The 26,984-nt window shown below is 48.9% G+C and carries 17 protein-coding genes; 8 read left to right on the forward strand and 9 right to left on the reverse strand.

Annotated elements, in window-relative coordinates; genetic code table 11:
- Window positions 1-634: 634 nt before the first annotated feature.
- The 3 genes from BMZ54_RS09480 (at window position 635) to BMZ54_RS09490 (ending at window position 3,778) form a co-directional block, all read left to right on the forward strand.
- Window positions 635-1,663 (forward strand): SDR family NAD(P)-dependent oxidoreductase, encoded by a 1,029-nt coding sequence (locus BMZ54_RS09480; RefSeq protein WP_238386537.1) that lies wholly within the window; start codon window positions 635-637, stop codon window positions 1,661-1,663.
- A 67-nt stretch (window positions 1,664-1,730) separates the two neighbouring features.
- The gene (locus BMZ54_RS09485; RefSeq protein ID WP_089909750.1) at window positions 1,731-2,537 is read left to right on the forward strand and encodes an AraC family transcriptional regulator; all 807 of its coding nucleotides are present in this window, start codon (window positions 1,731-1,733) and stop codon (window positions 2,535-2,537) included.
- Between the two features lie 392 nt (window positions 2,538-2,929).
- Window positions 2,930-3,778 carry a sugar phosphate isomerase/epimerase family protein gene (locus BMZ54_RS09490; protein ID WP_089909753.1) on the forward strand — a complete coding sequence of 283 codons (849 nt, stop codon included), beginning with the start codon at window positions 2,930-2,932 and terminating at the stop codon, window positions 3,776-3,778.
- A 191-nt stretch (window positions 3,779-3,969) separates the two neighbouring features.
- Here BMZ54_RS09490 and BMZ54_RS09495 read toward each other — a convergent pair whose 3' ends face one another.
- A complete protein-coding gene (locus BMZ54_RS09495) occupies window positions 3,970-7,176 on the reverse strand; it encodes a glycosyltransferase family 117 protein (protein WP_089909757.1) in 3,207 nt (1,068 codons plus the stop codon).
- A 603-nt stretch (window positions 7,177-7,779) separates the two neighbouring features.
- Complete coding sequence (locus BMZ54_RS09500; protein WP_089909759.1) at window positions 7,780-8,607, reverse strand: SAM hydrolase/SAM-dependent halogenase family protein; 828 nt, start codon at window positions 8,605-8,607, stop codon at window positions 7,780-7,782.
- Window positions 8,608-9,445: 838 nt separating this feature from the next.
- Here BMZ54_RS09500 and BMZ54_RS09510 point away from each other — a divergent pair.
- Entirely contained in the window at window positions 9,446-10,231 is a 786-nt protein-coding gene (locus BMZ54_RS09510) for an alpha/beta fold hydrolase (protein WP_238386538.1), read from the forward strand.
- Window positions 10,232-10,294: 63 nt separating this feature from the next.
- On the opposite strand, the gene BMZ54_RS09515 is transcribed toward BMZ54_RS09510, so the two are convergent.
- Complete coding sequence (locus BMZ54_RS09515) at window positions 10,295-11,353, reverse strand: PorP/SprF family type IX secretion system membrane protein (RefSeq protein ID WP_089909767.1); 1,059 nt, start codon at window positions 11,351-11,353, stop codon at window positions 10,295-10,297.
- A gap of 12 nt (window positions 11,354-11,365) precedes the next feature.
- A complete protein-coding gene (locus BMZ54_RS09520) occupies window positions 11,366-16,237 on the reverse strand; it encodes an Ig-like domain-containing protein (protein ID WP_089909770.1) in 4,872 nt (1,623 codons plus the stop codon).
- Window positions 16,238-16,375: 138 nt separating this feature from the next.
- Between BMZ54_RS09520 and BMZ54_RS09525 the strand changes: the two genes are divergently transcribed.
- The gene (locus BMZ54_RS09525; protein WP_089909774.1) at window positions 16,376-17,908 is read left to right on the forward strand and encodes a family 43 glycosylhydrolase; all 1,533 of its coding nucleotides are present in this window, start codon (window positions 16,376-16,378) and stop codon (window positions 17,906-17,908) included.
- A gap of 11 nt (window positions 17,909-17,919) precedes the next feature.
- Here BMZ54_RS09525 and BMZ54_RS09530 read toward each other — a convergent pair whose 3' ends face one another.
- Together BMZ54_RS09530 and BMZ54_RS09535 are read right to left on the reverse strand one after the other, a co-directional pair.
- Window positions 17,920-19,425, reverse strand: a complete 1,506-nt coding sequence (locus BMZ54_RS09530; RefSeq protein ID WP_089909776.1) for a TPM domain-containing protein — start codon at window positions 19,423-19,425, stop codon at window positions 17,920-17,922.
- Between the two features lie 41 nt (window positions 19,426-19,466).
- Complete coding sequence (locus BMZ54_RS09535) at window positions 19,467-20,567, reverse strand: glycoside hydrolase family 43 protein (protein WP_238386539.1); 1,101 nt, start codon at window positions 20,565-20,567, stop codon at window positions 19,467-19,469.
- 83 nt (window positions 20,568-20,650) lie between these two features.
- Here BMZ54_RS09535 and BMZ54_RS09540 point away from each other — a divergent pair, with 83 nt between their 5' ends.
- Window positions 20,651-21,160, forward strand: a complete 510-nt coding sequence (locus BMZ54_RS09540) for a DinB family protein (protein ID WP_089909779.1) — start codon at window positions 20,651-20,653, stop codon at window positions 21,158-21,160.
- A 94-nt stretch (window positions 21,161-21,254) separates the two neighbouring features.
- Here BMZ54_RS09540 and BMZ54_RS09545 read toward each other — a convergent pair whose 3' ends face one another.
- Both BMZ54_RS09545 and BMZ54_RS09550 read right to left on the reverse strand, forming a co-directional pair.
- A complete protein-coding gene (locus tag BMZ54_RS09545) occupies window positions 21,255-22,130 on the reverse strand; it encodes an OmpA family protein (protein WP_089909781.1) in 876 nt (291 codons plus the stop codon).
- Between the two features lie 136 nt (window positions 22,131-22,266).
- Entirely contained in the window at window positions 22,267-23,145 is an 879-nt protein-coding gene (locus tag BMZ54_RS09550; protein ID WP_089909784.1) for a diacylglycerol/lipid kinase family protein, read from the reverse strand.
- Between the two features lie 24 nt (window positions 23,146-23,169).
- Between BMZ54_RS09550 and BMZ54_RS09555 the strand changes: the two genes are divergently transcribed.
- Together BMZ54_RS09555 and BMZ54_RS09560 are read left to right on the forward strand one after the other, a co-directional pair.
- The gene (locus tag BMZ54_RS09555; RefSeq protein ID WP_202909193.1) at window positions 23,170-24,153 is read left to right on the forward strand and encodes an App1 family protein; all 984 of its coding nucleotides are present in this window, start codon (window positions 23,170-23,172) and stop codon (window positions 24,151-24,153) included.
- A 211-nt stretch (window positions 24,154-24,364) separates the two neighbouring features.
- A complete protein-coding gene (locus tag BMZ54_RS09560) occupies window positions 24,365-25,528 on the forward strand; it encodes a zinc-dependent alcohol dehydrogenase (RefSeq protein WP_089909789.1) in 1,164 nt (387 codons plus the stop codon).
- 6 nt (window positions 25,529-25,534) lie between these two features.
- Here the strand turns inward: BMZ54_RS09560 and BMZ54_RS09565 are convergent, their stop codons facing one another.
- Window positions 25,535-26,977, reverse strand: coding sequence for an MFS transporter (locus BMZ54_RS09565; protein ID WP_089909792.1), 1,443 nt, complete (start codon window positions 26,975-26,977; stop codon window positions 25,535-25,537).
- Between the last annotated feature and the right edge of the window lie 7 nt (window positions 26,978-26,984).

The raw sequence follows: 26,984 nt of genomic DNA on the forward strand, positions 1-26,984 counted from the left end.
AGTGCTTTCGTGAGATCTGTGGGTTCCGTTCTTTTTAGAGCGTGAAGACGATCGTGTAAATTGAATTTTTAATGATTTCGTAAGAGAAGGCGCTTTGGTTGCCTTCGTGTAGTGTCTTTTTTCCGTTTTTAATGCATCTCCGTTTTCATTTTCTAAAATTACGGAAAAAAAGAGTCAGTTGGGAGATAGCAGTTGGCAGTGGGCAGTTGGCAGTTGGCAGTCTGGGGGATGATGAATTAATAATTAATGTGGTGGAGATTGAGAGTGGCGTGGCGGAGATTGAGAGTGGCGGAGAAGTTGGCAGTTGGCAGTTGGCAGTGGGCAGTCGGGGGAAGATTGGAGTGGAGGGAAGGGAAGGTGGGATAGAGAAGCAGTTAGCGGTTGGCAGTTAGCAGTTGGCAGTTTGGGAAGATTGAAGCGAATGGTTAGAATAGCTGGCAGTTAAGCCAGGCTTTTGTGATTGGGGCGGGACTGGATAGCTAAGTTAAAGTTTGACCTTTATGATAGAATAGGGATATGAATGATAGAATAGGGATATGACCGCGGCGGCCTTTTGAACAAAGTAAATTTCGCCTTTTGAACAAACCAGCCCGGCACATTAATGTGTGAACTTTGCTTTTATAAAATCATTAAAATGATGGAAACTAAAGCAAATAATTATTACGGCACTTTACAACAGCCCATAGGTTCGGGATTTGACGCGGCATCCACTGCCATGGACGTTATCAAAGGTATAGACCTTAGCGGAAAAACAGCTATTGTAACAGGCGGCTATGCGGGTATTGGCGTAGAAACGGTAAAGGCCCTGGTTGCAGCCGGGGCAGCGGTGTATGTACCGGCCCGGAGCCCTGAAAAGGCTGCGAAGAACCTTGCCGGAATACCTAATGTGACCATATTGGAAATGGACCTGATGGATCCGGCCTCGATCAATGCCTTTGCGGATCAGTTCCTGGCGCTGCATAAACCATTACAGCTGCTGATCAACAATGCGGGTGTTATGTTAACGCCTTTGCGCCGCGATGCCCGTGGTTATGAATCACAGTTCTCCACCAATCACCTGGGACATTTTCAGTTTACAGCCCGCCTGTGGCCGGCTTTAAAGAACGCAAACGGAGCCCGGGTGGTGAATGTTTCGTCCTGGGGGCATCATATGGCGTCCCTTGACCTGGATGATCCTAATTTTGAGCATCAGCCTTACGACCCTTCAGCTTCCTATGCCCGTGCAAAAACAGCGAATATCCTTTTTACGGTAGAACTGGATAAACGTGCGCAGTCCGCTGGAATAAGGTCCTATAGCCTGCATCCGGGCAACATACCAGGAACTGACCTGGGCCGTGACCTATCCCATGAAACATTAAGCGCTTTCGGGATCTATAATGAAGATGGCAGTTTCCGGCACGATCCTTATAACGGTTACAAAAACATGGAAGAGGGCGCCTCTACTACCATTTGGTGCGCCACCAGCCCTCAGCTGGCGAACATTGGCGGTGTTTATTGTGAAGATACTGAGGTAGCGCTGCTGGATAAGGAATGGAAAGGCTACAATCCGGAAAAATTCGTATTGACGAAAGGCGTACTACCGGAAGCCGTTGATGCGGAAAAAGCCCAAAAGCTCTGGGCGCTGAGCGAGCAATTAACCGGCATTAAATTCGCTGCGGAATAAACTACTTTAAGGAACGCATCTTTCAATGAGGATTGATGCGTTCCTTTGTAATATCAAAAGCTATATCATGTCTATATACTGGACTGCTTCAGAAGAGATTATGCTGCCCTGTATCCAGGATAAGTATCTCAAGCTCGACCTGCTTTCGGGTGACCACTCGTTTGGCCACCTCATATCCGGTGAGGTAAAGGTTATTATTGCCGATCAAACCTATATTTTAAAGCCGGGGGATACCTGGTTCTGTCCCCGTAACCAGCTGGCAACGTTCATCAAATATTCTAAAGACGGCCAACCTTACAAATCGATCACTATCAGCCTCCGGGAAGAACGCCTGAAAGCCTACTATACCCGCCATGAGCCTGTGCTAACGCCCTGCCAGGGCCATGGTATCAGGAGCTATGGGACGCACCCTTTGCTGGAAAGTTTTTTCGGCTCACTGCTCCCGTACTTTGAGCTGGAAGAAGGGATTCCGCCGGCGATCGTATCTGTGAAACTGGAAGAAGCGATCACCATTCTGCGTACGCTGGACAATACCATAGACCGGTGCCTGGCAAATTTTTCTTTGCCTGGTAAGATAGACCTGGTTGATTTTATGGAGAAGAACTTTATGTTTAACATGCCGCTGCTGAAGTTCGCCTACTTTACCGGCCGCAGTCTCACTACTTTTAAAACGGACTTCAAAAAGGCGTTCGCTGTAAGCCCGCAGCGGTGGCTAACGCAAAAGCGGCTGGAGCTGGCCCACTATCAGCTGAGCGAGAAAGCCCGCAAACCGGCGGATATTTACCTGGAAGCAGGATTTGAAAACCTCTCGCATTTTTCCTTTGCATTCAAGAAGCATTTTGGGTATTCGCCTACGGAGGTGGTTGGGAGTTAGCTGTTAGCTTTTGGCAGTTGGCAGTTGGCAGTTGGCGGTTGGCGGTTGGCGGTTTGGGGAGATGGGTTAAATTACGAATTGTCAATTACGACACCGCCAAAGCGGGGCATAGCCTGCCCCGCCTAGCGGGGAATGCCATTGAAAATAATTAAGACTATGAATAATTACGAATTATAATGCAGCGAATTATAATGCAGCGAAGATTTGAGCGGTGGGGGATGGAAGGAGATGGAAAGAGATGAAGGGGATTGGAGGGGGATTGATTGGAAGGGGATTGATTGGAAGTAGGTGGGTGAGAGGGTTTTGCGAGGGGGGCGTGAATTAATTCCCTTGCATTGTTGGGCAAAAGCCATTATTTTTCAACTATCTAACTAAACAAATATTTAAAAAGCATGAAAAAACTGATGAACGTGTTCCTGCTGGCGGGGGCCCTCACCACCACAGGAGCAGCCTGGCAACCGGCCCATGCACAGGCTAAAGCAGATGATATGGGATGGCAGCTGAGCGCACAGGCCTATACCTTTAACCGTTTTACCCTGGCAGAAGCGCTGGACAAAATGGACAGCTGCGGTATACAGTATGTAGAATGTTACTCCAGCCAGCAGATCGGCGATGGTATTGAAGGTACCACAGATTTTAAAATGCCGGCTTCCCGCCGCGAGCAACTGAAAGCATTATTTAAAAAGAAACATAAAACCCTGGTGGCATACGGCGTGGTATCGCCCCAGAATGAAGCAGAATGGCAGCAGATGTTTGACTTCGCCAAAGATATGGGCATAAAGGTGATCACTGCTGAACCCAAGAATGAGCACTGGGACCTGATCTCCAAACTGTGCGATCAATACAAGATCAAAGTAGCGATCCACGACCACCCGAAACCGGCCCATTACTGGACCCCCGACAGCGTGCTGGCAGCTATACAGGGCAGAAGCCCGCTGTTTGGCGCCTGTGCTGATATTGGCCACTGGGTACGCTCCGGCCTGGACCCCGTTGAGTGTATTAAAAAACTACAAGGCCATGTACTGAGCCTGCACCTGAAAGATATGAGCGAAAAATCACCCAAAGCCCATGATGTGATCTGGGGACAGGGACACAGCAATATTGTTGGTGTGCTGAAAGAGCTGAAAAAGCAGCATTTTAAAGGGAATATGTCTGCGGAGTATGAATACCACTGGGAGAATAGTGTACCAGAAGTGAAGGCAAGCGCGGAGTTTTGGAAGGCGCAGGTGGCGAGGTTGTAGCCAATTACGAATTATTCAATTACGAATTACGAATTGAATGCAGCGGAGATTGGAGAGAAGGGAATGATTGGGTTGTAATCAGGTAAGGTAAATAGTTGATAATTACATAAAAAGCGGAAGGTTTGAAGTTAAAGGCGATTGATGCCTGCTTCAAACCTTCCGCTTTTGTATTTGTGTGTATTACGAATTAACTACTTCCCGCTATCCGGTACAGTATTGATACTGCCGGGTAGCTCACGTTGTTTGGTGCTGTCGCCAAAGTCGTTCTTCATGCGTTGCAGCAGGGAAATGAACTGTTCGGCGAGCTGGCCATCGTGCTGCAGATCGTTGCTTAACTTGCCGGAGGGCAGGGAGCGGTAGTACTGCAGCTGCTGCTGACAATCGCGGGTGATCTTAGCTGCAATTTCATTGGCTTTCTTCGCATCGCCGGCCAGGTAATATGCATATGCTGTTTGCAGAGAGCTATAGTTATGCATGTTGTTGGGGGCTGTCATGGCATACGGGAAAGTACTTTCCAGCAGGTTCTTGTCTGCCTTATTCAGCACGGTGAGCGCAGAGTCTTTTGCACCATCCTGCGCCAGTACGGTTCCTAAACGCGTATAGGCGTTGCGGAGGTACTGCAGCAGCTTGCGGTTAGGCTCGTCAAAGTAAGTGGTGCTGGTGTTGGCGCCGCCGAAGTCAAACTTCGTCATCAGGTTCTTGTACATCACCGGTGAATTTACATTGAAATCCGCGCCCAGCATATCGTTGTTAGGCTCCTTATGCATGGGCACCAGGCGGTAGGTTAAACCATCCATCTGCAAATAATCATTCAGGCCCAGGTCTGTGGGGCTGGTGAAATAGATGGGGCGTTTCCAGTCGTTAGCGGCAATGATATCGTATACAGCCAGGTCGTTCTTCAGCAGGTAGCTTTTAGATACCTGGAAGGGCAGCTGCGGTTGTACTTTGGCGCTATCCTTAATATCCACTACACCGGATTTGATCACGGCGGCTACATTCACCGGTATGAACAACTTTTGAGTGGGCAGGAAGTTTTCCTGGCTGCCATCTGTGGTGCTGAGCTTAGCGCGGGGATCATCGGATGCCATGAAGGCCATTACTTCTTTCAGGTTGTAGAATTTATCCTGCGGGAACACACCTGCATCGTAGAAGCGGATGTAGTTGCGGTTCTCGCCGCGGTATTTGTCGGCGCTCCAGGTCATGGGCACGGGATCGCTCTGGTTCACTTTCTGGCGCTGCTGATCTATGTACCAGTCTACGCCCAACAGGCTCAGGTTGATCACGCGTACATCAGGGCGGATATTTTCCACTTCCTGGGCATACCATAAAGGATAAGTATCGTTATCACCTACGGTGAACAGGATGGCGTTGGGTGCGCAGGATTCCAGGTAATCTTTGGCCACGTCGCGGGCTACGGTTTTGGTAGAGCGGTCGTGGTCATTCCATTCCTGGCTGCCCATTAATACCGGTACGGCCAGTATACACAGGGCAGATGCCAGCGGTGCGGAGATCTTTGGCTGTTTAAGCTTTTCCTTAAAGAACTCATATACAGATAATACGCCCAGCCCTATCCATATTGCAAAGGCATAGAAGGAGCCTACGTAAGCGTAATCACGTTCGCGGGGCTGGTTACCAGCCTGGTTCAGGTAAATAACAATTGCAAAACCGGTAAAGAAAAAGAGCAGGCCTACGATCAGGCTATCCCTGCGGTGTTTCTTATAATGGTATAATAAGCCAATAATGCCCAGGATCAGCGGCAGGAAGAACAGGCGGTTGTGGGCCTTGTTATCCTTTAAGCTGTCCGGCATGTTGGACTGATCGCCATAGAGGAAGTTGTCCAGGAAGGGGATACCGGAGATCCAGTTGCCATCGCGCACGTTGCCATAACCCTGGGTATCGTTCTGTTTTCCTGCAAAGTTCCACATGAAGTAGCGGAAGTACATGAAATTCACCTGGTATCCCAGGAAGAACTTAATGTTATCTGCAAAGGAGGGTTTTTCGCCCTGCTGCAGGCCCAGGTAAGTGCGGTAGTAATCCGCGTGGCCCTGGTCGTTGCTGCCGTCCCATACGCGGGGGAACAGCATTTTATCATCGGCGGCATATACAGGTTCTACCTTTTTGCCGGCTATTTCATATTTATCTTTTCCACGGGCATATACGTTACCGGTTTCTTTGTACTCGGTGGGGCGGGCGGTGAACACCTGTCCATATACCAGCGGGAAATCGCCATACTGCTCGCGGCCCAGGTAACCTACCAGGGAAATGGGATTGTCCACATTATACATATCTACAGACGGGTTGGCGGTTGAGCGCACCATAGTAGTAATGTAAGTGGAGTAACCCAGTAACAGGAAGAGGATACACGAAATAGTGAGCTTGCTGAAATGCAGGGTGGATGGGGCGTTTGTTTTTACGCCTGCCAGCTTCAGGAAATACGGTATCAGCAGCACAGCGGCGGCTACCACCAGCTTTACCAGGATAACGCCACCACCATCGGTAGTATTAAATGCTGGGATGATGATCACGGAGGCTACCAGGATAAGCGGGGCATAGAGGCCCAGCTTTGCATTGCGGTAACCTAACAGCAGCACCACTACCAGCGCTATAAAATAAAAGGCAAAACCCGTGAAGAAGGGCATGCCCAGGGTATTTACAAAGAATACATCCATATAGCCGGATGCCTTGATGGTATCCTGGATAATGAACTTCTGTACCAGGCCGGTTACGGCGCAACCTACTATGAAGGCCCAGAAAGTGCCCCAGGCGGTTACCTTGTAACGTTTAAAGTAGTATACCATTACGATGGCCGGAATGGTTAACAGGTTCAGTAAGTGTACGCCAATGGAAAGGCCCATCATAAAGGCGATGAACACGATCCAGCGATCGGCATAGAGTTCATCTGCTTCATGCTCCCATTTCAGGATGGCCCAGAATACCAGGGCGGTGAACAGGGATGACATGGCATATACTTCGCCTTCAACGGCGGAGAACCAGAAAGAATCTGAGAAGGTATAAGCTAAAGCGCCAACGATGCCGGCGCCCATGATAGCGATCATTTTTTCGCTGCTGATCACTTCACCGGGAGCTACCATTAAACGGCGGGCAAAGTGGGTGATGGTCCAGAAAAGGAAAAGGATAGTGAAACCGCTGGAAAGGGCCGACATGAGGTTTACGCCCAGGGCAGCTTCAGAGGGTTTCAGGAACATAGTGAACAATCTTCCCAGCAACACGAACAACGGGGCTCCGGGAGGGTGAGGCACCTGCACTTTGTAAGCGCTGGAAATGAACTCACCGCAGTCCCATAAACTGCCGGTAGCTTCCATTGTCATGATATACACAGTGCAGGCTATTATACAAATTACCCAGCCTACAATGTTATTCGTCCGTTTAAAATTCATTACGTTGGGTTTAAATTCCGACAAAAATAGAAAAAGTAGCAAATTATGGTATTTAGCGAAACAGATTTAACTTTTTATATAATATCTTTTTATGTATGAAAAATAGTCGACGAACCATGGTCGGGGAAAGTTGGCAGCTGGCAGTTTGCAGTTGGCAGTCAGGGGTGGGAGGTAGTTGGCAGTGGGCAGTGGGCAGTGGGCAGTCAGGGGGTAGGAGGATGATGTTTTGTTGGAAAAGAAAGGTAAAGTAAGAGATGGGGTGGGGAATGGGTAGGGTTTTATGTAGGGGGGAGGAGTTGCACAGGGATGTCAGTAGGGAAAAAGGGGTGTTTTAGGAGGGAAGGACCCTAGTTGCACCCGAATTGCGCACGGGTTGCGCACGGGTTGCAGCGCCATTACGGGGTTTTGAAAGCAGGGAAATGGTTGGTAATCAGTGGGTAGTACTGAAAACGTGATTTTTGGGGCAGAAAGCTGGATCTGTGAAATTGGGCATGGAGGTTAAATGAAGTGAGTGTGGTTTGAAGTATAGCGGCCGTTAGGGAAAGTAGCCTGTATTGTTTTTGTGTTAAGGCTGGTGAAGATCAGTTAGCGCTAAGTACCGGATCATTCAAAAATAATACGTACCGTTTGGTAAAAAGAGAGGTGCTGGTAACCGCCGGATTGCGTAAGCTGGTCACGGCCAAAGCTTTGCAGTCCAAACAGGCCGGCGGCATTGCCTTTATTGATGGCAATTTCCAGGTAACCGGCGGCATTGAACAGGGCCAGCTTCTGGCCTTCCGCTACATCGGCATAGGTTTCGGAGAGCTGGTTAATGACCTCATCCCGGCGGAAGAAGATCTTGAACTTACGCTGCCTGCGTTGTTCTTCAAACTGCTGGCGTGTAATGTTCACTACTACATTCTCGAAATTGTCGATGTGAATAATCTGTCCTTCAATATAATCATCGCCGGTAAGGGGCTGCAGGTTGTTCTTAATGGTAACATCCGTAGCGGGTGTGCCCAGCTGCTCCCAGGGCTGCCCGTTCTGAATACCCTTTAATGCCTGGGTAAAACGCTGTATAATGGTAAAGGTGTTCTTTGGTTTGGTGCTGTCCAGCTGCAGCTTCAGCACTTTAATGGCCTGGCCGCCGGTGATCATGGAGATCAGGCCGTTATCCGCGCATCCAATGTATTGCCCGTTCCATTCAGCCAGCAACACATGATCTGCCTTACGGTCAAACAGGTTAATGAGCACAATATGAAAGGTAGCGGGCGGGTACCAGGCAAAGGCGCTTTTGCAGATATAGGTGGCCTGCGGTAAGTTAAAGGGGGAGATGTGATGGGTGATATCCGCCACGTGACAACCCGGACAGTCCTGCCACAGCTGCCCTTTGATGGCACCTACGAGGTAATCCTGATAACCGATGTCTGATGTGAGCGTGATAATGGACATGTACAATCAATCCGTATTCCTGTTCTTATAATTCCCAGCTTTTCCCCGGCCAGGCCGGGGTTTACTCAAAACTAAGTGCAAAGAAAGGTAAAAAATGGTGATTACCAATTGCAATTAGCGGTAAGTAATGCACTGTGGGTATTTAGGTGCGGTCGCCGGCCCTTGCTGGCGCCCGCCTGCTGATGAAAGTGAGGGATGGAAGTAGCAAGGAATGTGCCGGATATATGGTATTACGTGAACGGATGTATGTAATTAGCTGTTGGCAGTTAGCTGTTAGCAGTGGAAGGTGGAAGCTTCTTCTGCTGGTTTCTTTTTATTTTCATCCTACCATCCTGTAATGATTGTAAAAAGCCGGAATGCGATAGCATCCCGGCTTTTTTTATTAATGGTGCCTACCGGTAATATCCGTGCCCGTGATAATGGTGATGATAATGCGGACGGGGATGATAATAACCCGGTCCTCTGCTTTCAATCATGCAGCTGCTGAATCCTGCAATAAGTACTACGGCGATGATGAAATATTTTAATGGTTTCATGCTTATAAGTTTTGAATGTGATGAATAGCTCAAAGTGGAACGTCTGCAGGCGGTTTCTACTTTTTGGTTTCGCTATAGTAAATGACAAAACTGTGCCAGACCGGCATTGGGAGTGTTATTTATTGTTAAGGGCAGGCAAACATTAACAGTGTTTAACGCATGCCTGACGCAATTCACCCTGTAAATTGACGTACCTGCGACCTGCATTATTAAGCGCCCCGGTGTAAGTTTGTGCTATCGAAAACGCTATAACAATGCCAAGAATAATAACTCTATTTTTACTGATCATAACACATTTACAAATGAACGCACAGCAGCAACCTACAGGCCGTTACGCAGCAGTGAACGGGTTACAGATGTATTACGAGATCCATGGCAGCGGTAAACCGCTGGTTTTATTACATGGCGGCGGATCTACCATTGAATCAACCTTTGGCAGAATATTGCCGGAGCTGGCTAAAACCCAGCAGGTAATTGCTATAGAGCTGCAGGCGCATGGACATACACTGGATGCTGACCGCCCGTTTGGTTTTGCAGAGGATGCGGATGATGTAGCGGTGTTACTGAAGCAGCTGCAGATACCGAAGGCGGATGTTATGGGCTTTAGCAATGGGGGCACATCGGCCCTGGAGCTGGCTATACGTCACCCGGAAGTGGTGAACAAACTGGTGCTGGCTTCTGCCGCTTATAATCGCGCCGGTTTAGTGCCTGGCTTTTTTGACGGTATGCAACATGCTACGCTGGATAATATGCCTCCTTTGCTGAAAGAAGCTTACCTGAAAGCCAACCCGGACCCCAAAGGATTACAGGCCATGTTTGAGCGGGACCGTAACCGGATGCTGACCTTTAAAGACATCAGCGATGCAGATATAAAAGCCATACAGGCGCCAACGTTAGTGCTGAATGCTGATGCCGATGTAATACTTCCTGAATCTGCGCTGGCATTATCCCGTTTGCTAACGCATGCGCAGCTGGCCATACTGCCCGGCGGGCATGGAGAGTATATAGGAGAGATCTGCGCACCGGACCCAAATAGCGCAATACCGGCACTGGTAACGGGTATGATCGTGGAGTTCCTGAAAAAATGATGCATAACATCCTGCAATAAAAAGCGCATTACGACAGGAAACTGTGGTGATGCGCTTCTTTTTTTACCGGCGGAAGTTAGGACAGAGGGTTTGCCGGCGCTCGCTTTGCCGCGTGTTCAGGAAACCGCGGTAGGATAATACCAGCTCCAATCCACCGCGGTATTTTGATGCGGTGGCCAGCTTATCGATGTTCACATCGTAGCTCATACCTACCATAAAATTGAACAGCTGCAGCTGTATCACGGGTATAACGGCATCGCTCATACGATAAAGTATACCGCCGGTAATGATCTGCTGCTCATCTCCAAAAAAATCATGACTTAACATTACCCCTGCCTGCATGGAGCTGATGCCTACGGGCGCAAAACGTTCGCCAAATTGTTTGAAATAATCTGCATAAATAATGAACCGGTCTTTTTCGCCGGTGGGGGTTGAAAGGCCGGCATTAAGGGCCAGCTTCCTGTTCAGGGTAATGGTGTGGCCGTCGTAAAAGCCTACCTGTGGCCTTTTAAGATGGAATAAACCGATGCCGGCAAAATAATCTGTTTGCTCTTTTATAACACCATTATAGCTTATGCCGGTGGAGAAATCGAAATAGTTAACGCTGGTATTGTTAAAGACCTGGCGGGAAGATGGCAGAATACTGAAGGTGCCATTGCTGCCGGCCACAAACTGGTCGTTCATTACCAGCTTACTGGGATCAAACCGCTGCTGCATTAACCCGCCCATAAAAGCTACGGATAAATAGGAGTTATGTTCCCTGCTGAGCGGGAAGCTGTAGTTAACTGCCGGTAGTATTTGCGTGGTGCTGAACTCCGAAGTGCCTGCCACATCGCGCATAAGCTGCAGGCCAATGGTAAGGTTATCATCGCTCATAAATCCGGGCGTGAACTTAACTTCCGAGCTTAATGCAAACGTGCGGTAGGGGATGGTAACGCTTTGCCACTGGTTACGGTAAGATGCTGTAATTCTTACATCGCCTTCAAAGATGCCGGCTAATGCGGGGTTGCGTAGCAAGGGTTGGTCATAGAACTGGGAGAAACCAACATCCTGCGCAGCTGCTGTTAAAATAAGCCGGCAGCTTATAAGGAGTAAACAACCTGTTTTATAATACCGTTTCATAAATAAGTTGTTTTAGAGTAATGTAACATTGCCTTTGAATGTATAAGGGACGCCGTTTTCGCAGATCACCTCTACGGTGTAGATGTACACACCGGTATCTGCCAGCTTTCCGTTCACCCGGCCATCCCATCCAAAGTCCGCGCTGTTGGGCGCAAAATTGCTTCTTTCAAACAGCATCTTTCCCCAGCGGTTAAAGATCCTGAATGATTTAACCGCATTAATGCCGGTGGCCCTTACCATCAGCTTCCTGTTTTCCGGCACATTTCCATTCGGTGCAAATGCATTGGGGATAAACACCTGCGAGCTTTGGCAAAATACTTTTATGCACAGCTTATCGCTTCCGGTACAGCCGTATACGTTAGTAACCGTTACGTTATAACAAACATCATTCTTTATATTGGCTATAGGTGCGGAACAGGTGTCATTATTACAATCCAGGTCCTGCAGGGGCGTCCAGGTGTAGGATTTTATGGGCAGGATACCGGGATCGGTAGCGTTGGTAATTACCGGATCCAGTGGTAAGCGGTAGCCGGTAGGCAGCGTAAGCGTATCCTGCGCAAATTTTACAACAGGGTAGCCGCCTATTTGTATCAGCGTATCCGTGCTTGCGCTGCAGCCTGTTTCAGGGGAGCTGACTGTTATGGTATAGATGCCTGCATCTTCAACTTTTACGCTGTTAATGGCGGCATTGGGCCCATTAACCGGGAATCCGCGTCCCGGACCTTTCCATACATAATTAATCGCTGCATTACCCGGAATGGAGCTGGAAGCCTGCAGCACAAGATCATCGCCCACACACAAGGGTGTTCTGGTAGTAATGACCGGTTTGGCAGGTGATTGCTTAATAAGCACCTCAAAGCTTGCCGCCGATGAGATACAGTTGTTTTGCATGGCATATACTGCATACGTGCCCGCATCTGCCTGCGTGGCGGAAGGGAAGGTGACCACGGTATTGCGCACCGTATCTGCATAAGGGCCAAAGGCCGGTCCTGCCCAAACATAATCAATAGGGCCCGCCTGCTCACTGGTAGCAGAGAGCGCAGTAAGCGTTAAGGGCATTTCCGTACATAAGGGCGGGTTATAACCTGCCACGGGCGCTGCAGGCGGGGAGGGATCCCTTAAGATAAATACGTCCGGTATTTTTTGCGAGTTGCAGCTGCCGGTTGTTTCCACATACATGTTGGAATAAGTACCTGCTGTTAACGGGATGGTAATGTTGCCGGCGGCATCTGTACTGCCGGTAAATGTTTGCGCCAGCTGGAATTTGTTGTAATGAACCACTACCGGAATATTGGGTACTGCGCCGTTATTCAGATCCTTTATATTTAATACAACCGCGCCTGATGGTACGCCGCAGGCAGTGGGATTGGTAAAGGATGTACTTACAATTTTAACTGTAGGATGCACGATGGCTATGATCTTCGACTTTGGACTTTCGCATCCATAACTGTTTGTTTGGCTTACATAATATGTGAACTGTGCAGTTGCAGCTGTGCTGATAACCGGCGCCGCATTTAACAGCCCCCCGTTTTGATCATACCATTTAAGCGTGGTGCCTGGTAAGGCATTTACGTGTAAAGCGGCCGGAGGAGCTGCCATGCAGAAATGCGCGGTATCGGTAAGTGGTGCAGGCGTGGCCGGCTTTACGGTTAGCAGCAGGTCGTAAGGTGCGCCGGCACAGGGCTTTTGCGCGGGGTTGACAGGTATTACCCGCACGGTGAGCACCTGGCTGGCAGCACCGGTATTTGTAAATGATAAAGTAATAAGAGGATTGGGTCCGGATGCTGTGCCTGCGCTGGTACCAGCCACGTTTGTGGGCAATGGCCCTACAACGGCCCATGTATAGGTAGTGCCGGCAACGGTGGAAGCAGGTGTAAACACGGCTGTTTCACCGGAGCAAATGGATTGCGCGGGTGTTGGAAAAGTTATTACCGGGCTTTCCTCTATCTGCACTGTGGTGGTGGTAACATAACCCGGACAGGGAGGTGCAGCTGCAATGGTATACGTTACTGTGTAAGTACCTGCTGCGCTCAAAGACGGATCAATAGCGCCGGTGGCTACATTAATGGACAGGCCTGCAGTGGAGCTAAAGACGCCGCCCGCGGTACCTGATAGTGAAACCGGTTGTGGAACAGCGATGCTGCCGCAATACGGAGAGCCTGCATAGCTGATAGTGGCCGTTGGTGTATTGTTTACGGTAACCGTTGTTGTGGTGCTGAAATCTGCGCAGCCGCCGGTACCTGCTACGGTATATTTGATCGTATATACGCCTGCGATAGCCCCTGCAGGATTAATAATACCTGATGTTGAAATGATGGGTAAACCTATTGCCGGTGTAATGGTATAAGTACCGCCCTGCGTTCCGGTACGTATTACGGCTACCGGTAAGTTAGGCGTAGCGGGCGTATTAGCCACATTACACAGGGTAGCCGGCGTATAGGAAATGGTAGCTGACGGTGCGCGGGTAACCGTAACCTGGGTTGTTGTTACAAGGCCCGGGCATGGCGCAGCCGCTGCAATGGTATAGGTTACCGTATAATTGCCGGGTGTACTGGTAGCGGGCGTAATAACACCTGTTGCTGCATTGATAGTTAACCCTGCGGTGGAGCTGAAAGTACCGCCGGCACTGCCGGTAAGGGTTACAGGGGTGGCTGCATCTGCCGTACAAATGGGCGGATAGCTGATAGTGGCTGCCGGCGCGCCATTCACCGTAACCGTTGCCGTGGTAATATAATCCGTGCAGCCTCCTGTACCGGGAATAGTATACCTGATTGTATATACGCCGGCGGTAGCGCCGGTAGGGCTGATGGTACCTGTGCTTGGATCTATGGTTAACCCCGCGGGTGTTACTGAATACGTGCCCCCGGCTGCACCGGTATGCGTTACTGCAACCGGTGGCGTATTGATATTACAGAATATGGACGGGGTATAGGAAATAGCTGCTGTGGGACTTACATTCACTACTACCGTGATAGATGCCCTGGGCCCTTCACCGCAGCCGGTAACCTGGCTTACATACCATGTGGTGCTACCGGGAGTGGCTGTTGAAGGTGTGGGAGCAGTAGCTGAGCCTACGCCACCAGTAGGAGTAGTATACCATAACAAGCCGGTTCCATTTGCAGTTAAAGGAACGGCCGTTTGGTTTTGACAATAAGTAACAGGAGAGGTAACACCCGGCGCTGTGGCCAATGCGTTAACAGTAACAGTAATGGCCGCACGCGGACCTTCACAATTATTGATGGTTTGGCTTACGTAGTAAGTGGTGCTGCCCACTGCAGCTGTTGATGGTGTGGGAGCAGTGGGTGAACCTGTACCACCGGTAGCGGCGGTGTACCATAATAAACCTGTACCTGTGGCTGTAAGCGGAGTAGCTATTTGATTAAGACAAAGCTGCACGGGGGTAGCTACACCCGGCGCGGCGGGCATTGCATTTACAATCACAGAAACAGGCACGCGCGCGCTTTCACAATGAGCGGGAAGTGTTTGGCTTACATACCAGGTTTGCGTGCCGGGAACATTGGTGGATGGTGTAGGCGCGGTAGCCGATCCTGTACCGCCTGTAGCGCTGGTATACCATAACAGGCCGGTACCATTGGCGTTAAGCTGCGCTGCGGGCTGGCCCTGGCAGTAAACCGGGGAGGGAGCTGCAACCGTAGGTGGCGGGGAAATGGGGTTAACGGTTACTGTTTTTATTTTAGTGCTGGCGCCACAGCCGGTATTGGCTGCCGTTAGCTTAACGGTATAAGTACCGGGAGTGGCGTAGGTATGGCAGGGCGGATCTTCTAAAGTGGAAGTAGTATGATCTCCAAAATCCCATAGAAAAGTGCTTATTCTGCTACAGCCGTTACCGTTATAGCCACCCACTGTTTTATTGGTAAAACAAACCGGCGTATTAATACATACGGGTGAAGGTGGCGCATCAAAATCGGCAACAGGCTTCAGCCTTATAATGATCTGGTTAAGCGTATAGGTGGTGGTAAAACACCCGTTGATGGCTTTTAACGTTGCTGTAAAATCAGGAGAAGGGCAGGAGGATGTATTGTACCTGTGCGTTAATAAATGCGTAATGTTTGTGGCCTCCAATGGATGCGTTAAAATAGCATGCGGCGTACCGTCGCCAAAATCAATATCGTACGTAGTGCCGGGTGTATTATTAAACCAGTTACCGATCTGGAATTCCACATCGGCCGGCGCGCATAAGCCGGTGGTAGAGGAAGTGGTGGTAAAGCTGGCTAGTGGATTTTTGCCATTATAGAACTGGTAAACAACGCTTTGGGTACAGCCGTTTGCCTGCGTAATAGTGAGCGTTAACGGGAAAAAACCCTGTGTGGTATAGGTATGGGAAATTTGCGCTGCTGTGGGCCAGTCTGTTTGTGTAAAAACGGGTGTGTTATCGCCCCAGTTAATTTCATAAGTGTTGCCTGTACCTGTGACAACAGAATTATTACTTACAGTGAGCTTGTAGGTGGCATTGCCATCACAATTGGTAAAAGGATCATCTACGGTGCTGATGTCTTTTAAAACCGGTTTAGGTGCAGGTAGTACGGTTAAGGTGCCGGTGCTGGTAGCTGTATTGGGGGGAACGGTCACGGTTATGGGCCCATTGGTAGCCTGGTCTGAGACAGTAGCGGTTATACTGGTAGCACTGTTTACGGTAAAACTAACGGCATTGGTAGTGCTGAATTTTACCTGGGTGGCGCCGGTGAAATTTGTTCCGGTGATGGTAACCGGCTGGCCCGGACAAATGGTGGCAGGTGAAAAGGAGGTTATGGTAGGCGCCTGGGCATGGGTGAGGTTTGTAATTAGTAAAAAATATATATTATAGAAAACAATTAAACCTAATTTGTTGGAGCGTAAACAAAAGTTGGGGAGTAATGAACGCATAGTACTCTGTTGCCTGTTAGGGGTTAAAGAATAACAACAGTGGAGAGGGTTTTGTTTATTGATTAAACCTACTTATTCTGGCCTACATAGCGTAATATTGGGAAAACCCAATCTTTATAACCCAACAAAACCCACGCTATGAAAACTACTCAGTTGTTACACCTATGCGCTTTACCCGTCATCGTATTATTATTCCAGCGTTGTGAAAAACCATCCAACCCGGCATTGGAAAAGTTATCCGGCTCCGCGGCTATAGAAAGCGCTAATACAGCCTTGAGTGCTTCGCCCATTTTTACCAACGCCTTGCCTTCCATAGATAATGGCAGCTATTACGATCCCTGGGTGATCAGGGTAGGCGGCTATTATTACTATTGCGGATCTGACGGCGGCCGTTTATGGATCACGAAATCCGCAACCTTACAGGATATTCTGCTGCCCGCAAAAACATATATTTTCACCCCGCCAGGCGGTACCATGTATTCCGGTAACCTGTGGGCGCCGGAGCTGCATTACCGCAGTGGAAGATGGTATGTGTATTTTGCTGCGGACGATGGTAATAATGCCAACCACCGGATGTATGTATTAGAGGGCGGCTCGAACGCTAATGATCCCCTGGACGGCGCTTATAATTTTAAAGCCAAATTAAGTGCCACCACAGACCGCTGGGCTATAGACGGATCGCCTTTTGACTTCAACGGCCAGCAATATTTTGTATGGTCGGGCTGGGAAGGTACTAATAACGTTTCGCAGCTGATATACATTGCCCGCATGAGCAATCCATACACTATTTCCGGCGAAAGAGTGGAGATCTCAAGACCGGATTATGCCTGGGAAAAAGTAGGCTCACCTACGGTGAATGAAGGCCCTACTCCGCTCATAAGCGGCAATACGGTAAACATTATTTACTCCGCAAGCGGCAGCTGGACAAATGATTATTGCCTGGGGCGCCTTACCTGCACCAATGGCGATCTGCTAACAAAAGCATCCTGGAACAAACCCAATACGCCTGCATTTTCCAGGTTCGGTAATGTGTATGGTCCGGGACATGCTTCTTTTGTAAAGTCGCCGGATGGTATTCAATCCTGGATCGTATATCATTCCGCTAACAGTGATGGTTCCGGCTGGGACAGGAGAGTAATGACGCAGCAATTTTCCTGGGATGGCGACATTCCTTATTTCGGATACCCTATTGAAAAAGGCATCCCCATTCCTTCACCTTCCATCGGCAGCAGCTATGCCATGCCTATTGCTAACGGGGTTTATAAAATTAAGTCGAAAGTTACCAGCCAGTGTGTAGATGTACCCAGCGGCACTACCACTGCGGGCACACAGATACAGCAGTGGACGGACTATGGCAATACTGCACAGCAATGGAACTTCATTAGCCTGGGTAACGGGTATTATAAGATCAAATCCGTTGCTTCCAATTTATGCCTGGATGATGCAGGAGGATCATTAAACGCGGGGAATATCCTGATCCAGTGGACGGATAATAACAACATAGCGCAGCATTGGCGGGTGCAGGATATGGGCAACGGGTACTTTAAGCTCATAAACCGCAGAAGCCTGATGGCATTGAATGTTCCCTACAGCAATCAAACGCCGGGTACCAAGCTGGAACAGTGGTATGAGAACCAGTATGATGCTGAGCTATGGCAGATCATTCCTTAAAGCGCTTTTCCTTACCAGCTGCTGCCTGCGCCGCCGCCACCGGAAGAGCCGCCACCCCAGCTGCCTGAAGAAGAAGAAGAATCAGACGACGAAGAGCCGAATGAAATACCGGAAGACGATGAGGAGCTGCTGGAAGTACTGATGGCCGGGATGTTATACTTTTCTTTGTTCTTATAACCACAAGCATCGCATGCAAAAAGCTGCAAGCCCCAGCCTGCGTTGTTAATGGTGGCAGCCTGCTGTACTTCCCTTTTCCCGGCCGTCAGCGTTTTGTGATGGCATTGCGGGCAGACAGTGGCTTTGGCGGATTCGATATCATACGCCAGTATTTGCTGTGTATGGCAGTCTTTGCACTGCCATACATCATAATCAACGGAGTGGAGCTTTTCTTCTATTACCTGGTATTTTTCCAGGAACTGGTCATCTGCTTTTTCACTCAGCCGCTTCATATCCTTATTGCAGCTGCTGCATTGATACGGTGTGGAGCGCAGCTGGTATAAGCGCCGCTGCAACCAGCGGGAGTAGAAGAACATGGGTACCGGAAAAAGCACGCTTAACAGCAGGCTTTTTTCAGCTGTTTTCCAGGTAAGATAGCTTTCATGCCGGTCGCTGTTCTTAAGCCTGCGGGCCGCTTTAAGGCGCACAATGACCGCATAGGCACAAAAGAACAATACCCAATCCAAATAAAGGATCAGCGCCACTGTGGGAAACCCAAAAGACCAGGAGGTGTAGTTTACCAGGTAAAATATTAACACCAATGGCGTCACGAACAACCAGATCCAGGCCAGCCAGCCGGGCCGGTACAGGTCCGGCACTTTGGTAATGCCGGCTATTACTGCCGGCGACTTTCTCTGGTGAAACATCATCAAAAAACCGGCGTTGCCCAGCAAAAAGCAGCCAATGACCAGGAACGCGCTGAATTTGCCGGGTAATTGCCGGGTATTTTCCTCCGGCTGCGCAAATAGTGCAGCGGGATCGGTTTGCGCTCCGTTGCCATCCTGCTGCTGTAACACGCTTACTACTGCCTGCATGCCCTGCAGCATACCTGCATCATAATCCTGCTGTTTGAAATGGGGCAGCATTACCTGCTGCTGAATGCGGAAACAGACCACATCGGGAAGATCGCCTTCCAGCCCGTAGCCTGTTTCAAATTCAATACGGTGCTGATCATCTACCAGCAATACTACCAGGCCGTTGTTTTTTTCAACGGCGCCCGGCTTCCAGGTGCTGAAAAGCTCATGCGCCACATCCTTCGGTACATTATTACCAATGGTTTTAAGCAGCACTACTGCTACCTGTGCCCTGCCTGAATGGTCAAGACTATCCAGCAGCTGGTTCAGCGCCTGCTCCGCAGCGGGCGTGATCAGCTGATCGGGGTTGCTGACATGGCTCCCCTGCAGCATGGGATCAGGTACCTTCGCAACACTGAATTGCTGCGCAGTGGCTGCACCAGCGGCCAGCAGCATTATTAACAGGCAGTAAAGGGAAAAATAGCGGGAACGGTTGGTTAAAAACATGACCAGTAAAAATGGCGAAAAATTTTCAAAATAGCTAACGCTTATTGCTTACCGGCAGGATCTATTGTTTGTATGCTGCCGTCCGGATTATAATGCAGCTCAGTAACTTTTACATTGCGGAGAAATGTTTTACCGGAAAGCTGCACATCATGATAAAAGAGGTACCATTTCCCGTTCTGCTCAATGATGGAGTGGTGAGAGGTCCAGCCTTCAACGGGCTTTAATATAACGCCTTTATACGTGAAGGGGCCGTAAGGGCTTTCACCAATGGCATAGCAGAGGTTATGCGTATCGCCGGTGGAGTAGGAGAAGTAATATTTGCCGTTGTATTTGTGGACCCAGGATGCTTCAAAAAAACGCTGGCTGTTATCTTTTTCTTTATACAGCTCCCCTTTTTCGTTGAGCAGCTTTACTTCTTTTACCGGCTCGGCAAAGCTCATCATATCAGGCGTTAAGCGGGCTACGCGTGGCAGTACGGCCTGTTCATCGCCAGCGCGGTTTGCTTTCGTAGAGTCATATTGGTTATTGTTCCAGCGCTGCAGCTGTCCGCCCCAGATGCCGCCAAAGTACATATAATATTTGCCATCATCATCCCGGAAAACACAGGGATCAATGCTATAGCTGCCTTTGATGGGTGTTTTGGCTGCTGTGAAAGGACCTTCCGGCTTAGGGCTGGTGGCCACACCAATGTGAAATACACCCTTACTGTCTTTAGCCGGGAAGTAGAGGTAATATTTGTTATTGGCAAATGCAACATCCGGCGCCCATAGCTGGCGGCTTGCCCAGGGAACATCTGCCAGCTTAAGCGCTACGCCATGATCTGTAACCCTGGCGCCTACACTATCCATGGAAAGAATGTGATAATCGCGCATATCGAAATGGCTGCCAAGATCATCTTCGGGTATGCCGGTAGCGGTATCGTGCGAGGGGTAAACATAGATCCTGCCGTTAAAGACATGTGCGGAAGGATCGGCCGTATAAATATTCGTAACCAGGGGCTGCGAAAGGTATGTTTTTTCAGTAACGGCAACAGCGGTGGTGGTGTCCTTTTCAGCTTCCTTATTGCCTGTGCCGGTTTGGTTACAGGCAGATAGCATGCCTGTAATGATGGCTGTGGTGGTAAAAAATAGCGGGTAGTTCATAACGTGCATGTTTGGATTGTTTTTTTGGTTGTTAACTATGAAGATATTAAATTAAATAAATACTAAACCATCAAAACCTAGTTATGAAAAGTACTTTAGCTGTCACTGCTTACCTGGAAGAATTAAAAGCCGAATCAGGCGCCAGCCGCAAATGCCTGGAAAGGATCCCCGAAAACCTGTTTGACTACAAGCCACATCCCAAGTCTATGGCTATGGGGTACCTGGCTTTACTGGTGGCGGAGATCCCATTATGGATCGCTGTGATGATAGAACAGGGTGAAATAGACTTTGCCACTTTCAAACACAAGGAAGTAAAAACCACACAGGAGCTGGTTGCGCACCTGGATGAAAATCTGAGAAAAGCGGAGCAGGCGTTGAGCAATGCAACGGAAGAACAGCTGCAAGGGGATTTTGCTCTGAAAGCAAACGGGCAGCTTTTGTTTGCCAGCCCGGTTATGGGCAGTATTTCCTCTACCATTAATCACTGGGTGCACCACCGGGGCCAGCTAACGGTGTACATGCGGATGAATGATATACCAGTGCCTTCTATTTACGGGCCCAGCGCGGATGATAACCAGTTCCAGAAAAGTTAAGAATAATCGTTTATGCATAGCCGGAATGGCTGCAATAAAAAACCGTCCTTAAATTAATAAGGACGGTTTTTTAATTTATTCAGCAGGTCTGAACTTATTGCTTAGTACCGGTACTATCGCTTTCCGGCGCTTTATCTATCAGCTCCATAAACTGGTCAAGCTTAGGTGTGATGATGATCTGGGTGCGCCTGTTCTTGGTTCTGCCTGCATCCGTATCGTTAGAGGCGATGGGATTGTATTCGCCACGGCCGCCGGCTGTTAACCTTTTAGGATCTACGCCGTGATCGTTCTGCAATGACTGCACAACGGAAGATGCCCTGAGCGCGCTCAGATCCCAGTTGTTACGGATATTCTTCTGAGAAATAGGCACATTATCCGTGTTACCTTCAATCAGCACATCATAGTCTTTATAATCCTTGATGATCTTTGCGATCTTGCTGAGTGTTTCGCCTGCGGCAGCAGAGATCTCATAGCTGCCGGATTTATACAGCATGTTATCAGACAGCGATATGTACACAACGCCTTTTAAAACCTGTACATCCACATCCCTCATTTCCTCCCTGCTTAAAGAGCGTGTAAGGTTGTTGGTTAGCACCATGTTAAGCGAATCGCTTTTGTTCTTGGTGTTCACCAGGTGCTGAATGTATTTATTGGAGGCATTGATCTCATCCACCAGTTTTGAGATGTTAACGTTGCCCTGGCTGGTAGAATTTAAACATTTGTCCAGCGCAGCCTGTAAGGCGGCAAGGCCGGTACGCTGCGCTGCAATTTGCTCTTCCAGGCTTTGTACCCTTGAATTAGCGACGGAAAGGTCCCTTTGGGAGGATTGGTACTTACCGTCAAGATCCCTGTTCTGGTTCTGCAGGCTGTTGTAGTTGGATTGCAGCTGGGCAAATTTCTTATTGCTCACGCAACCCGTGCCTAACATAACCACCGCCAGCATTGCTGACGATAACAAATATATTTTCATATAACTGCTGTTTAATATAAACAAATAACAACCCCCTAGAAGCAAAGGTTGTGCCATCAAAAAATAAAATGGCAGATGCCGCTATACATTGATTGTTGCAAAGGGTTTATATATGAGATAAAAGATGTAAGTGGTATTATTCAGCCGGCGTTATTATTTCCAGCGCGTGAGGAATAATGTTAGCCTGCACGGTATTCACCTTACCCAGGTACTCACCATCTACCTGGAAATGAACTTTCTGATGTGAATCAATTTTCAGGGATCTTGTTTGTAACAGTTCTGTTTTTGCCGGGTGAAAAGCGCCATGCGTAAAACGCATTTTAAATATTTCGGCCATGGAGATCTTCTTAATGATCACCACTTCAAAAAGATCATCTTCTATGTTCCCTTCAGGGTTTATCTTAACCTTATTACCGTATTGGGTAGCATTGGCAATTACCACCATGGCCGCCTCTCTTTGAATATAGCGGCCATCTATCATAATGGCTACTTTCATGTAAGCATGGTTCCAGAGCACTTTCCATGCTGCTTTTACATAGCCCCACATGCCGCGGGTATTTTCTGCTTCAAACTTTTTTATCACAAATGCGTTAAAGCCAATATCGCTAAGGTGTATGCAAAGCTCATTATTTACTTTTACGAGGTGTATTTTTTTGCCGGCGCCATTTACAACTATATCCAGCGCTAATGATGGAGTCGTGGGTATACCCAGCTCAGTGGCCATGCCGTTTGCGGAGCCGGCAGGCAGTATGGCCATTGGTATTTGTGTGCCCAATAGCGCTTCTGCTACCAGCTTTACGGTGCCATCGCCCCCGGCTGCTATTACCCTGTTTGCAGCGCCGGACCTTATTACTTCCTTTAGCTTAGCCAGGTCAGGCTGTTGGGGAAGCTGATAATAAGTGATGTGATGCGGCAACCTGGCAAAATAGTTGTCTATTTCCTTTTGCCAGTCAGTATCATTGCTGCCGGAAGCCGGGTTAATGATGAACAGGAGCTTTAAAGACTGATCGGGCATAGTGTTTTTTTATAGTCAACAGTTATGGCAAAATTGTATCCAAAAAATATGCAGGCTCCTTTTGTAAAGGTATATCATGGTTTTGGGCATGCCCATGCTCTTCATGTTTTCGGGCATGTGTTTAAAAAGCAGCCTCCCGGCCTGCGTACGGGCAACAACCTGTTGGCCAACCTCTACAACCTGCTTCGCCTTTTTTTTGTGAAACCGCTTGGCGGCGTTCCGGTGCGGCTGTTGTGGGAGCAGCAGCAGATAGATGGTACTACGGAGGATGACGGATTTTTCCATTTTGAATGGCAAAGTATAGAGAGCGTGCCGGCGGGCCTGCATACTGTAACGGTACAATGTATAAATGAGCAGGGGCAGCCCATTGCCTGGGGGCAGGGGGTGATCCAGGTTCCGCACATTACGCAATACGGCATTATATCGGATATTGACGATACCATTATGATATCGCACTCCGCTACTATTTTAAAACGCTTAAAAGTATTGTTTACCCGGCACCCCGGTACCCGGGAGATCTTTAAGGACATAGGTGCGCACTACCAGCTGCTGGCGCTGGCGCAAACAACAGCGGACATGCCCAATCCCTTTTTTTATGTTTCCAGCAGTGAATGGAACCTGTATGATTACCTGCGAAGCGTATTTAAGCAAAACAGCATGCCGGAAGGCGCTTTCCTGCTTAACCAGATAAAACGATGGTTTGAAATATGGAAAACAGGCAAAACAAAACATGAAGGCAAGCTGCTGCGCATTGTGCGTATACTGGAAAGCTTTCCCAACCAGCAGTTTATTTTGCTGGGCGATAATTCTCAAAGCGATCCGGCGATCTATAAAACCATTACTGAAAAATATGCCGGCCGCATCTTTGCCGTTTATATCCGTAATGTATATGATAGCCATTCCTTTAAAACGGAACAGGTGCTAAAACAGATCGCTGCCTGCGGCGTACAAACGTTACAGTTCATTCACAGCGCTGAAGCCATCCAACATACCCGGGAGATATTGTAATTCCGGATGAAACCGTTACCCACTCTCAGGAAAAATATACTCAACTCCACAATCACGCCCGGGGCCTGCCTTTCAGCGCTGGAAAATATTTATTGCGTTTTTCAGCTGCTACGAAGGAGACGGTTTCATTGTTACAGCTGCCTTTCCTGTATTGCGAAAAATAGGTTTCATAATTGAGAGATGGAAAAGAAACCATTTAACATTCAATTTTATGAAAGCTTTAGTATTCCACAAGCCCAAAGATGTAAGTGTTGATACGGTTGATGATCCTGTGATACAGGCGCCTACCGATGCTATTATCCGTGTAACGTCCACGGCTATCTGTGGTTCTGACCTCCATATCTATAATGGTATGATACCCCAGCCGCACGACATGGTGCTGGGGCATGAATTTATGGGTATAGTAGAAGAGGTAGGCTCCGGTGTTACCAAACTAAAACGCGGCGACCGCATTATTGTACCTTTTCCAATTGCCTGCGGGCATTGCCATTTTTGTGATATGGAGCTGCCTACCCATTGTGAAAACTCCAATCCATCCATGTACGGGCCTTCCGGGGAGATCGTTAAAATGAAAGGCGCCGGCGCTGCCTTATATGGCTACACTGATATTTATGGCGCCATTAGCGGAGGGCAGGCGGAATATGCAAGGGTATTGTATGCTGATCACAATCCGCGGATTGTGCCGGAGGGCATTCCGGATGAAAAAATACTTTTCCTTACGGATATTTTCTCCACAGGCTGGGCTGCCTGTGAATGGGCGGAGGTAACGAACGGAGATGTAGTGGTGGTATTTGGATGCGGCCCGGTAGGTATTATGGCACAAAAGGCGGCCTGGCTGCATGGCGCTAAAAGAGTGATAGGAGTAGACCGTTTGCCTTACCGTTTGGATAAGGCAAGGAACACCGCACAATCAGAGGTGCTTAATTACACAGAGGTGGATATTGCAGAGGCAGTGCGTGAAATGACCGGTGGTTATGGTGCAGATGTGTGCATAGATGCGGTAGGTATGGAAGCGCATAGAAGCGTGCTTGAAAAAGCCGTGAATGTGCTGCAAATGGAAAAGGGGAGCATTAATGCATTAAAGCAATGTTTTGATACGGTACGCAGAGGCGGGCGCGTATCAGTAGTAGGCGTGTATGGATCGCCATACGATAACTTTCCGTTATACCAGTGGTTTGAAAAAAGCATTCGCCTGATGGGCGGGCAGGCCTGGGTGCAGCGCTGGCTGGATCAGCTTATTGACCTGGTGGTGCAGGAAAAGGTAACCCTGGACGATATCATTACACATAAGGTTCCCTTAACGGAGGCAGCGAACATGTATGATATTTTCAATAAAAAAGAAGATGGCTGCGTAAAGGTGGTGCTGAAACCCTGATAGGCATCAGGCACGCTTTTTACGCTCGCCGGGCTGCTTCCATTTGGCTGGTGTGTAAATGATCCGGCGCAGCGCCTGCCCGGAATGTACATCCTTTATACGGTAGCGGAAGTCTGCTATCATTCTCAGCGTAATGATGTTGCGGCTTACCTCACCGGTTTCCTTTACACTGCGCAGCATGCGCATAGCCAGTATGGCAAACAAGGCGCTGAACACAAAAAAGAAGTTCCAGGTTTGTAAGTGCTGTAAAGGCCCCGTAAGCGTTTGGTGCCAGGATGTAAAGGAATCGGCCAGCAAGCCACCCAGCAGCGGCGCTGCGGCGGATGCAAATGCAATGATCATATTTTTGGCGGTAAGATAGACCATGGCCTGCTCTTTAGCAGCCAGCTTAATTCCAATGTTATTCAGCGAAAGCGTGATGCCGGCATTAGATACACCGGTACCGATATTAATAAGGATCAGCAATGCTACGATACCTGTAAAGGAAGGGATCAGCGCGGTAAGCGCCCATGCCAGCAGGCAGCATATATATACCGGCGCACAGATGTATAATACATTCTTATTGCTGTAGCGGTCAATATACCGCCCCCAGATGCTTACTGCACAAATGCTGCTAACCTGTGAAAGAATGCCCAGCGCAATAATGCCGGACAGGGGCAGGCCCAGCGACTGGATCATATACACGTTAAAGAAGGGTGTAGCCAGGTTCAGCGCAAAGATCCAGCAGGCATTAAACAACAGCATGTTGCGGAAATTAACATCCTGCAAGGGCTGGCGCAGCTGCCTGAAAACATTTTCATCCACTGCCTGCAGCGCAGGCTCCGGCACACGGGCAAGCGCCCACACGCCCAGCATACCGGCCAGGCCGGCCAGCAGGAACATGGCAGTGTAAGTGATAACCTCTGTACCCGGGTAATGGGATTTCAAATAATCGACCGCTAATGCAGATAAAAGGCTGAGTGTAACGTTGAGGGTTTGGCAAAGCCGTGTACGGCGTGAAAAATAAGTGCCCAGTATGCGGTCGGGGATCAGGTCTTTCATCCACGAATTCCAGCTGGCGCCGGCTATGGAGCTGAAGAAATAATGGAAGCACAAAAAGCTGATGAGCGCATACAGGCTGGCGCCGCCCGAAAACAGCCAGGGCAGCAGGCCTATCATAATGAGCGGAAAGCGCGCCAGCACACCGCCTATTACGGCTATGGCGCGGCGGTTGCGATAGCGCTGTACCAGCCAGATAGCCAGCAGCTGAAAGATATTGGTGAAAGTAGGCAATGCTGCCAGCACCCCTATCTGGAAATTGGATGCGCCCAGCTGTAGTGCCAGCGCAGTTAAGAAAGCGCCGCCTGTTAAAACGATCATTGTTTCTGCAGCCAGCCCGTCACGGATCACCAAATGCAGGCCCCGCTGTACCTGGGCCTCAGACAGACTTTCCGAAGGAATTAATTTCATAGGTGCA

The organism is Chitinophaga rupis (assembly GCF_900109685.1).
GTDB lineage: Bacteria > Bacteroidota > Bacteroidia > Chitinophagales > Chitinophagaceae > Chitinophaga > Chitinophaga rupis.

What these genes read in the sequence shown, in the direction of transcription:
- BMZ54_RS09565 (WP_089909792.1), bottom strand. Translation starts at nt 26,977, where the DNA reads ATGAAATTAATTCCTTCGGAAAGTCTGTCTGAGGCCCAGGTACAGCGG.
- BMZ54_RS09535 (WP_238386539.1), bottom strand. Translation starts at nt 20,567, where the DNA reads ATGAACTACCCGCTATTTTTTACCACCACAGCCATCATTACAGGCATG.
- BMZ54_RS09550 (WP_089909784.1), bottom strand. Translation starts at nt 23,145, where the DNA reads ATGCCCGATCAGTCTTTAAAGCTCCTGTTCATCATTAACCCGGCTTCC.
- BMZ54_RS09510 (WP_238386538.1), top strand. Translation starts at nt 9,446, where the DNA reads ATGAACGCACAGCAGCAACCTACAGGCCGTTACGCAGCAGTGAACGGG.
- BMZ54_RS09560 (WP_089909789.1), top strand. Translation starts at nt 24,365, where the DNA reads ATGAAAGCTTTAGTATTCCACAAGCCCAAAGATGTAAGTGTTGATACG.
- BMZ54_RS09545 (WP_089909781.1), bottom strand. Translation starts at nt 22,130, where the DNA reads ATGAAAATATATTTGTTATCGTCAGCAATGCTGGCGGTGGTTATGTTA.
- BMZ54_RS09515 (WP_089909767.1), bottom strand. Translation starts at nt 11,353, where the DNA reads ATGAAACGGTATTATAAAACAGGTTGTTTACTCCTTATAAGCTGCCGG.
- BMZ54_RS09520 (WP_089909770.1), bottom strand. Translation starts at nt 16,237, where the DNA reads ATGCGTTCATTACTCCCCAACTTTTGTTTACGCTCCAACAAATTAGGT.
- BMZ54_RS09540 (WP_089909779.1), top strand. Translation starts at nt 20,651, where the DNA reads ATGAAAAGTACTTTAGCTGTCACTGCTTACCTGGAAGAATTAAAAGCC.
- BMZ54_RS09555 (WP_202909193.1), top strand. Translation starts at nt 23,170, where the DNA reads ATGGCAAAATTGTATCCAAAAAATATGCAGGCTCCTTTTGTAAAGGTA.
- BMZ54_RS09480 (WP_238386537.1), top strand. Translation starts at nt 635, where the DNA reads ATGATGGAAACTAAAGCAAATAATTATTACGGCACTTTACAACAGCCC.
- BMZ54_RS09525 (WP_089909774.1), top strand. Translation starts at nt 16,376, where the DNA reads ATGAAAACTACTCAGTTGTTACACCTATGCGCTTTACCCGTCATCGTA.
- BMZ54_RS09495 (WP_089909757.1), bottom strand. Translation starts at nt 7,176, where the DNA reads ATGAATTTTAAACGGACGAATAACATTGTAGGCTGGGTAATTTGTATA.
- BMZ54_RS09530 (WP_089909776.1), bottom strand. Translation starts at nt 19,425, where the DNA reads ATGTTTTTAACCAACCGTTCCCGCTATTTTTCCCTTTACTGCCTGTTA.
- BMZ54_RS09485 (WP_089909750.1), top strand. Translation starts at nt 1,731, where the DNA reads ATGTCTATATACTGGACTGCTTCAGAAGAGATTATGCTGCCCTGTATC.
- BMZ54_RS09500 (WP_089909759.1), bottom strand. Translation starts at nt 8,607, where the DNA reads ATGTCCATTATCACGCTCACATCAGACATCGGTTATCAGGATTACCTC.
- BMZ54_RS09490 (WP_089909753.1), top strand. Translation starts at nt 2,930, where the DNA reads ATGAAAAAACTGATGAACGTGTTCCTGCTGGCGGGGGCCCTCACCACC.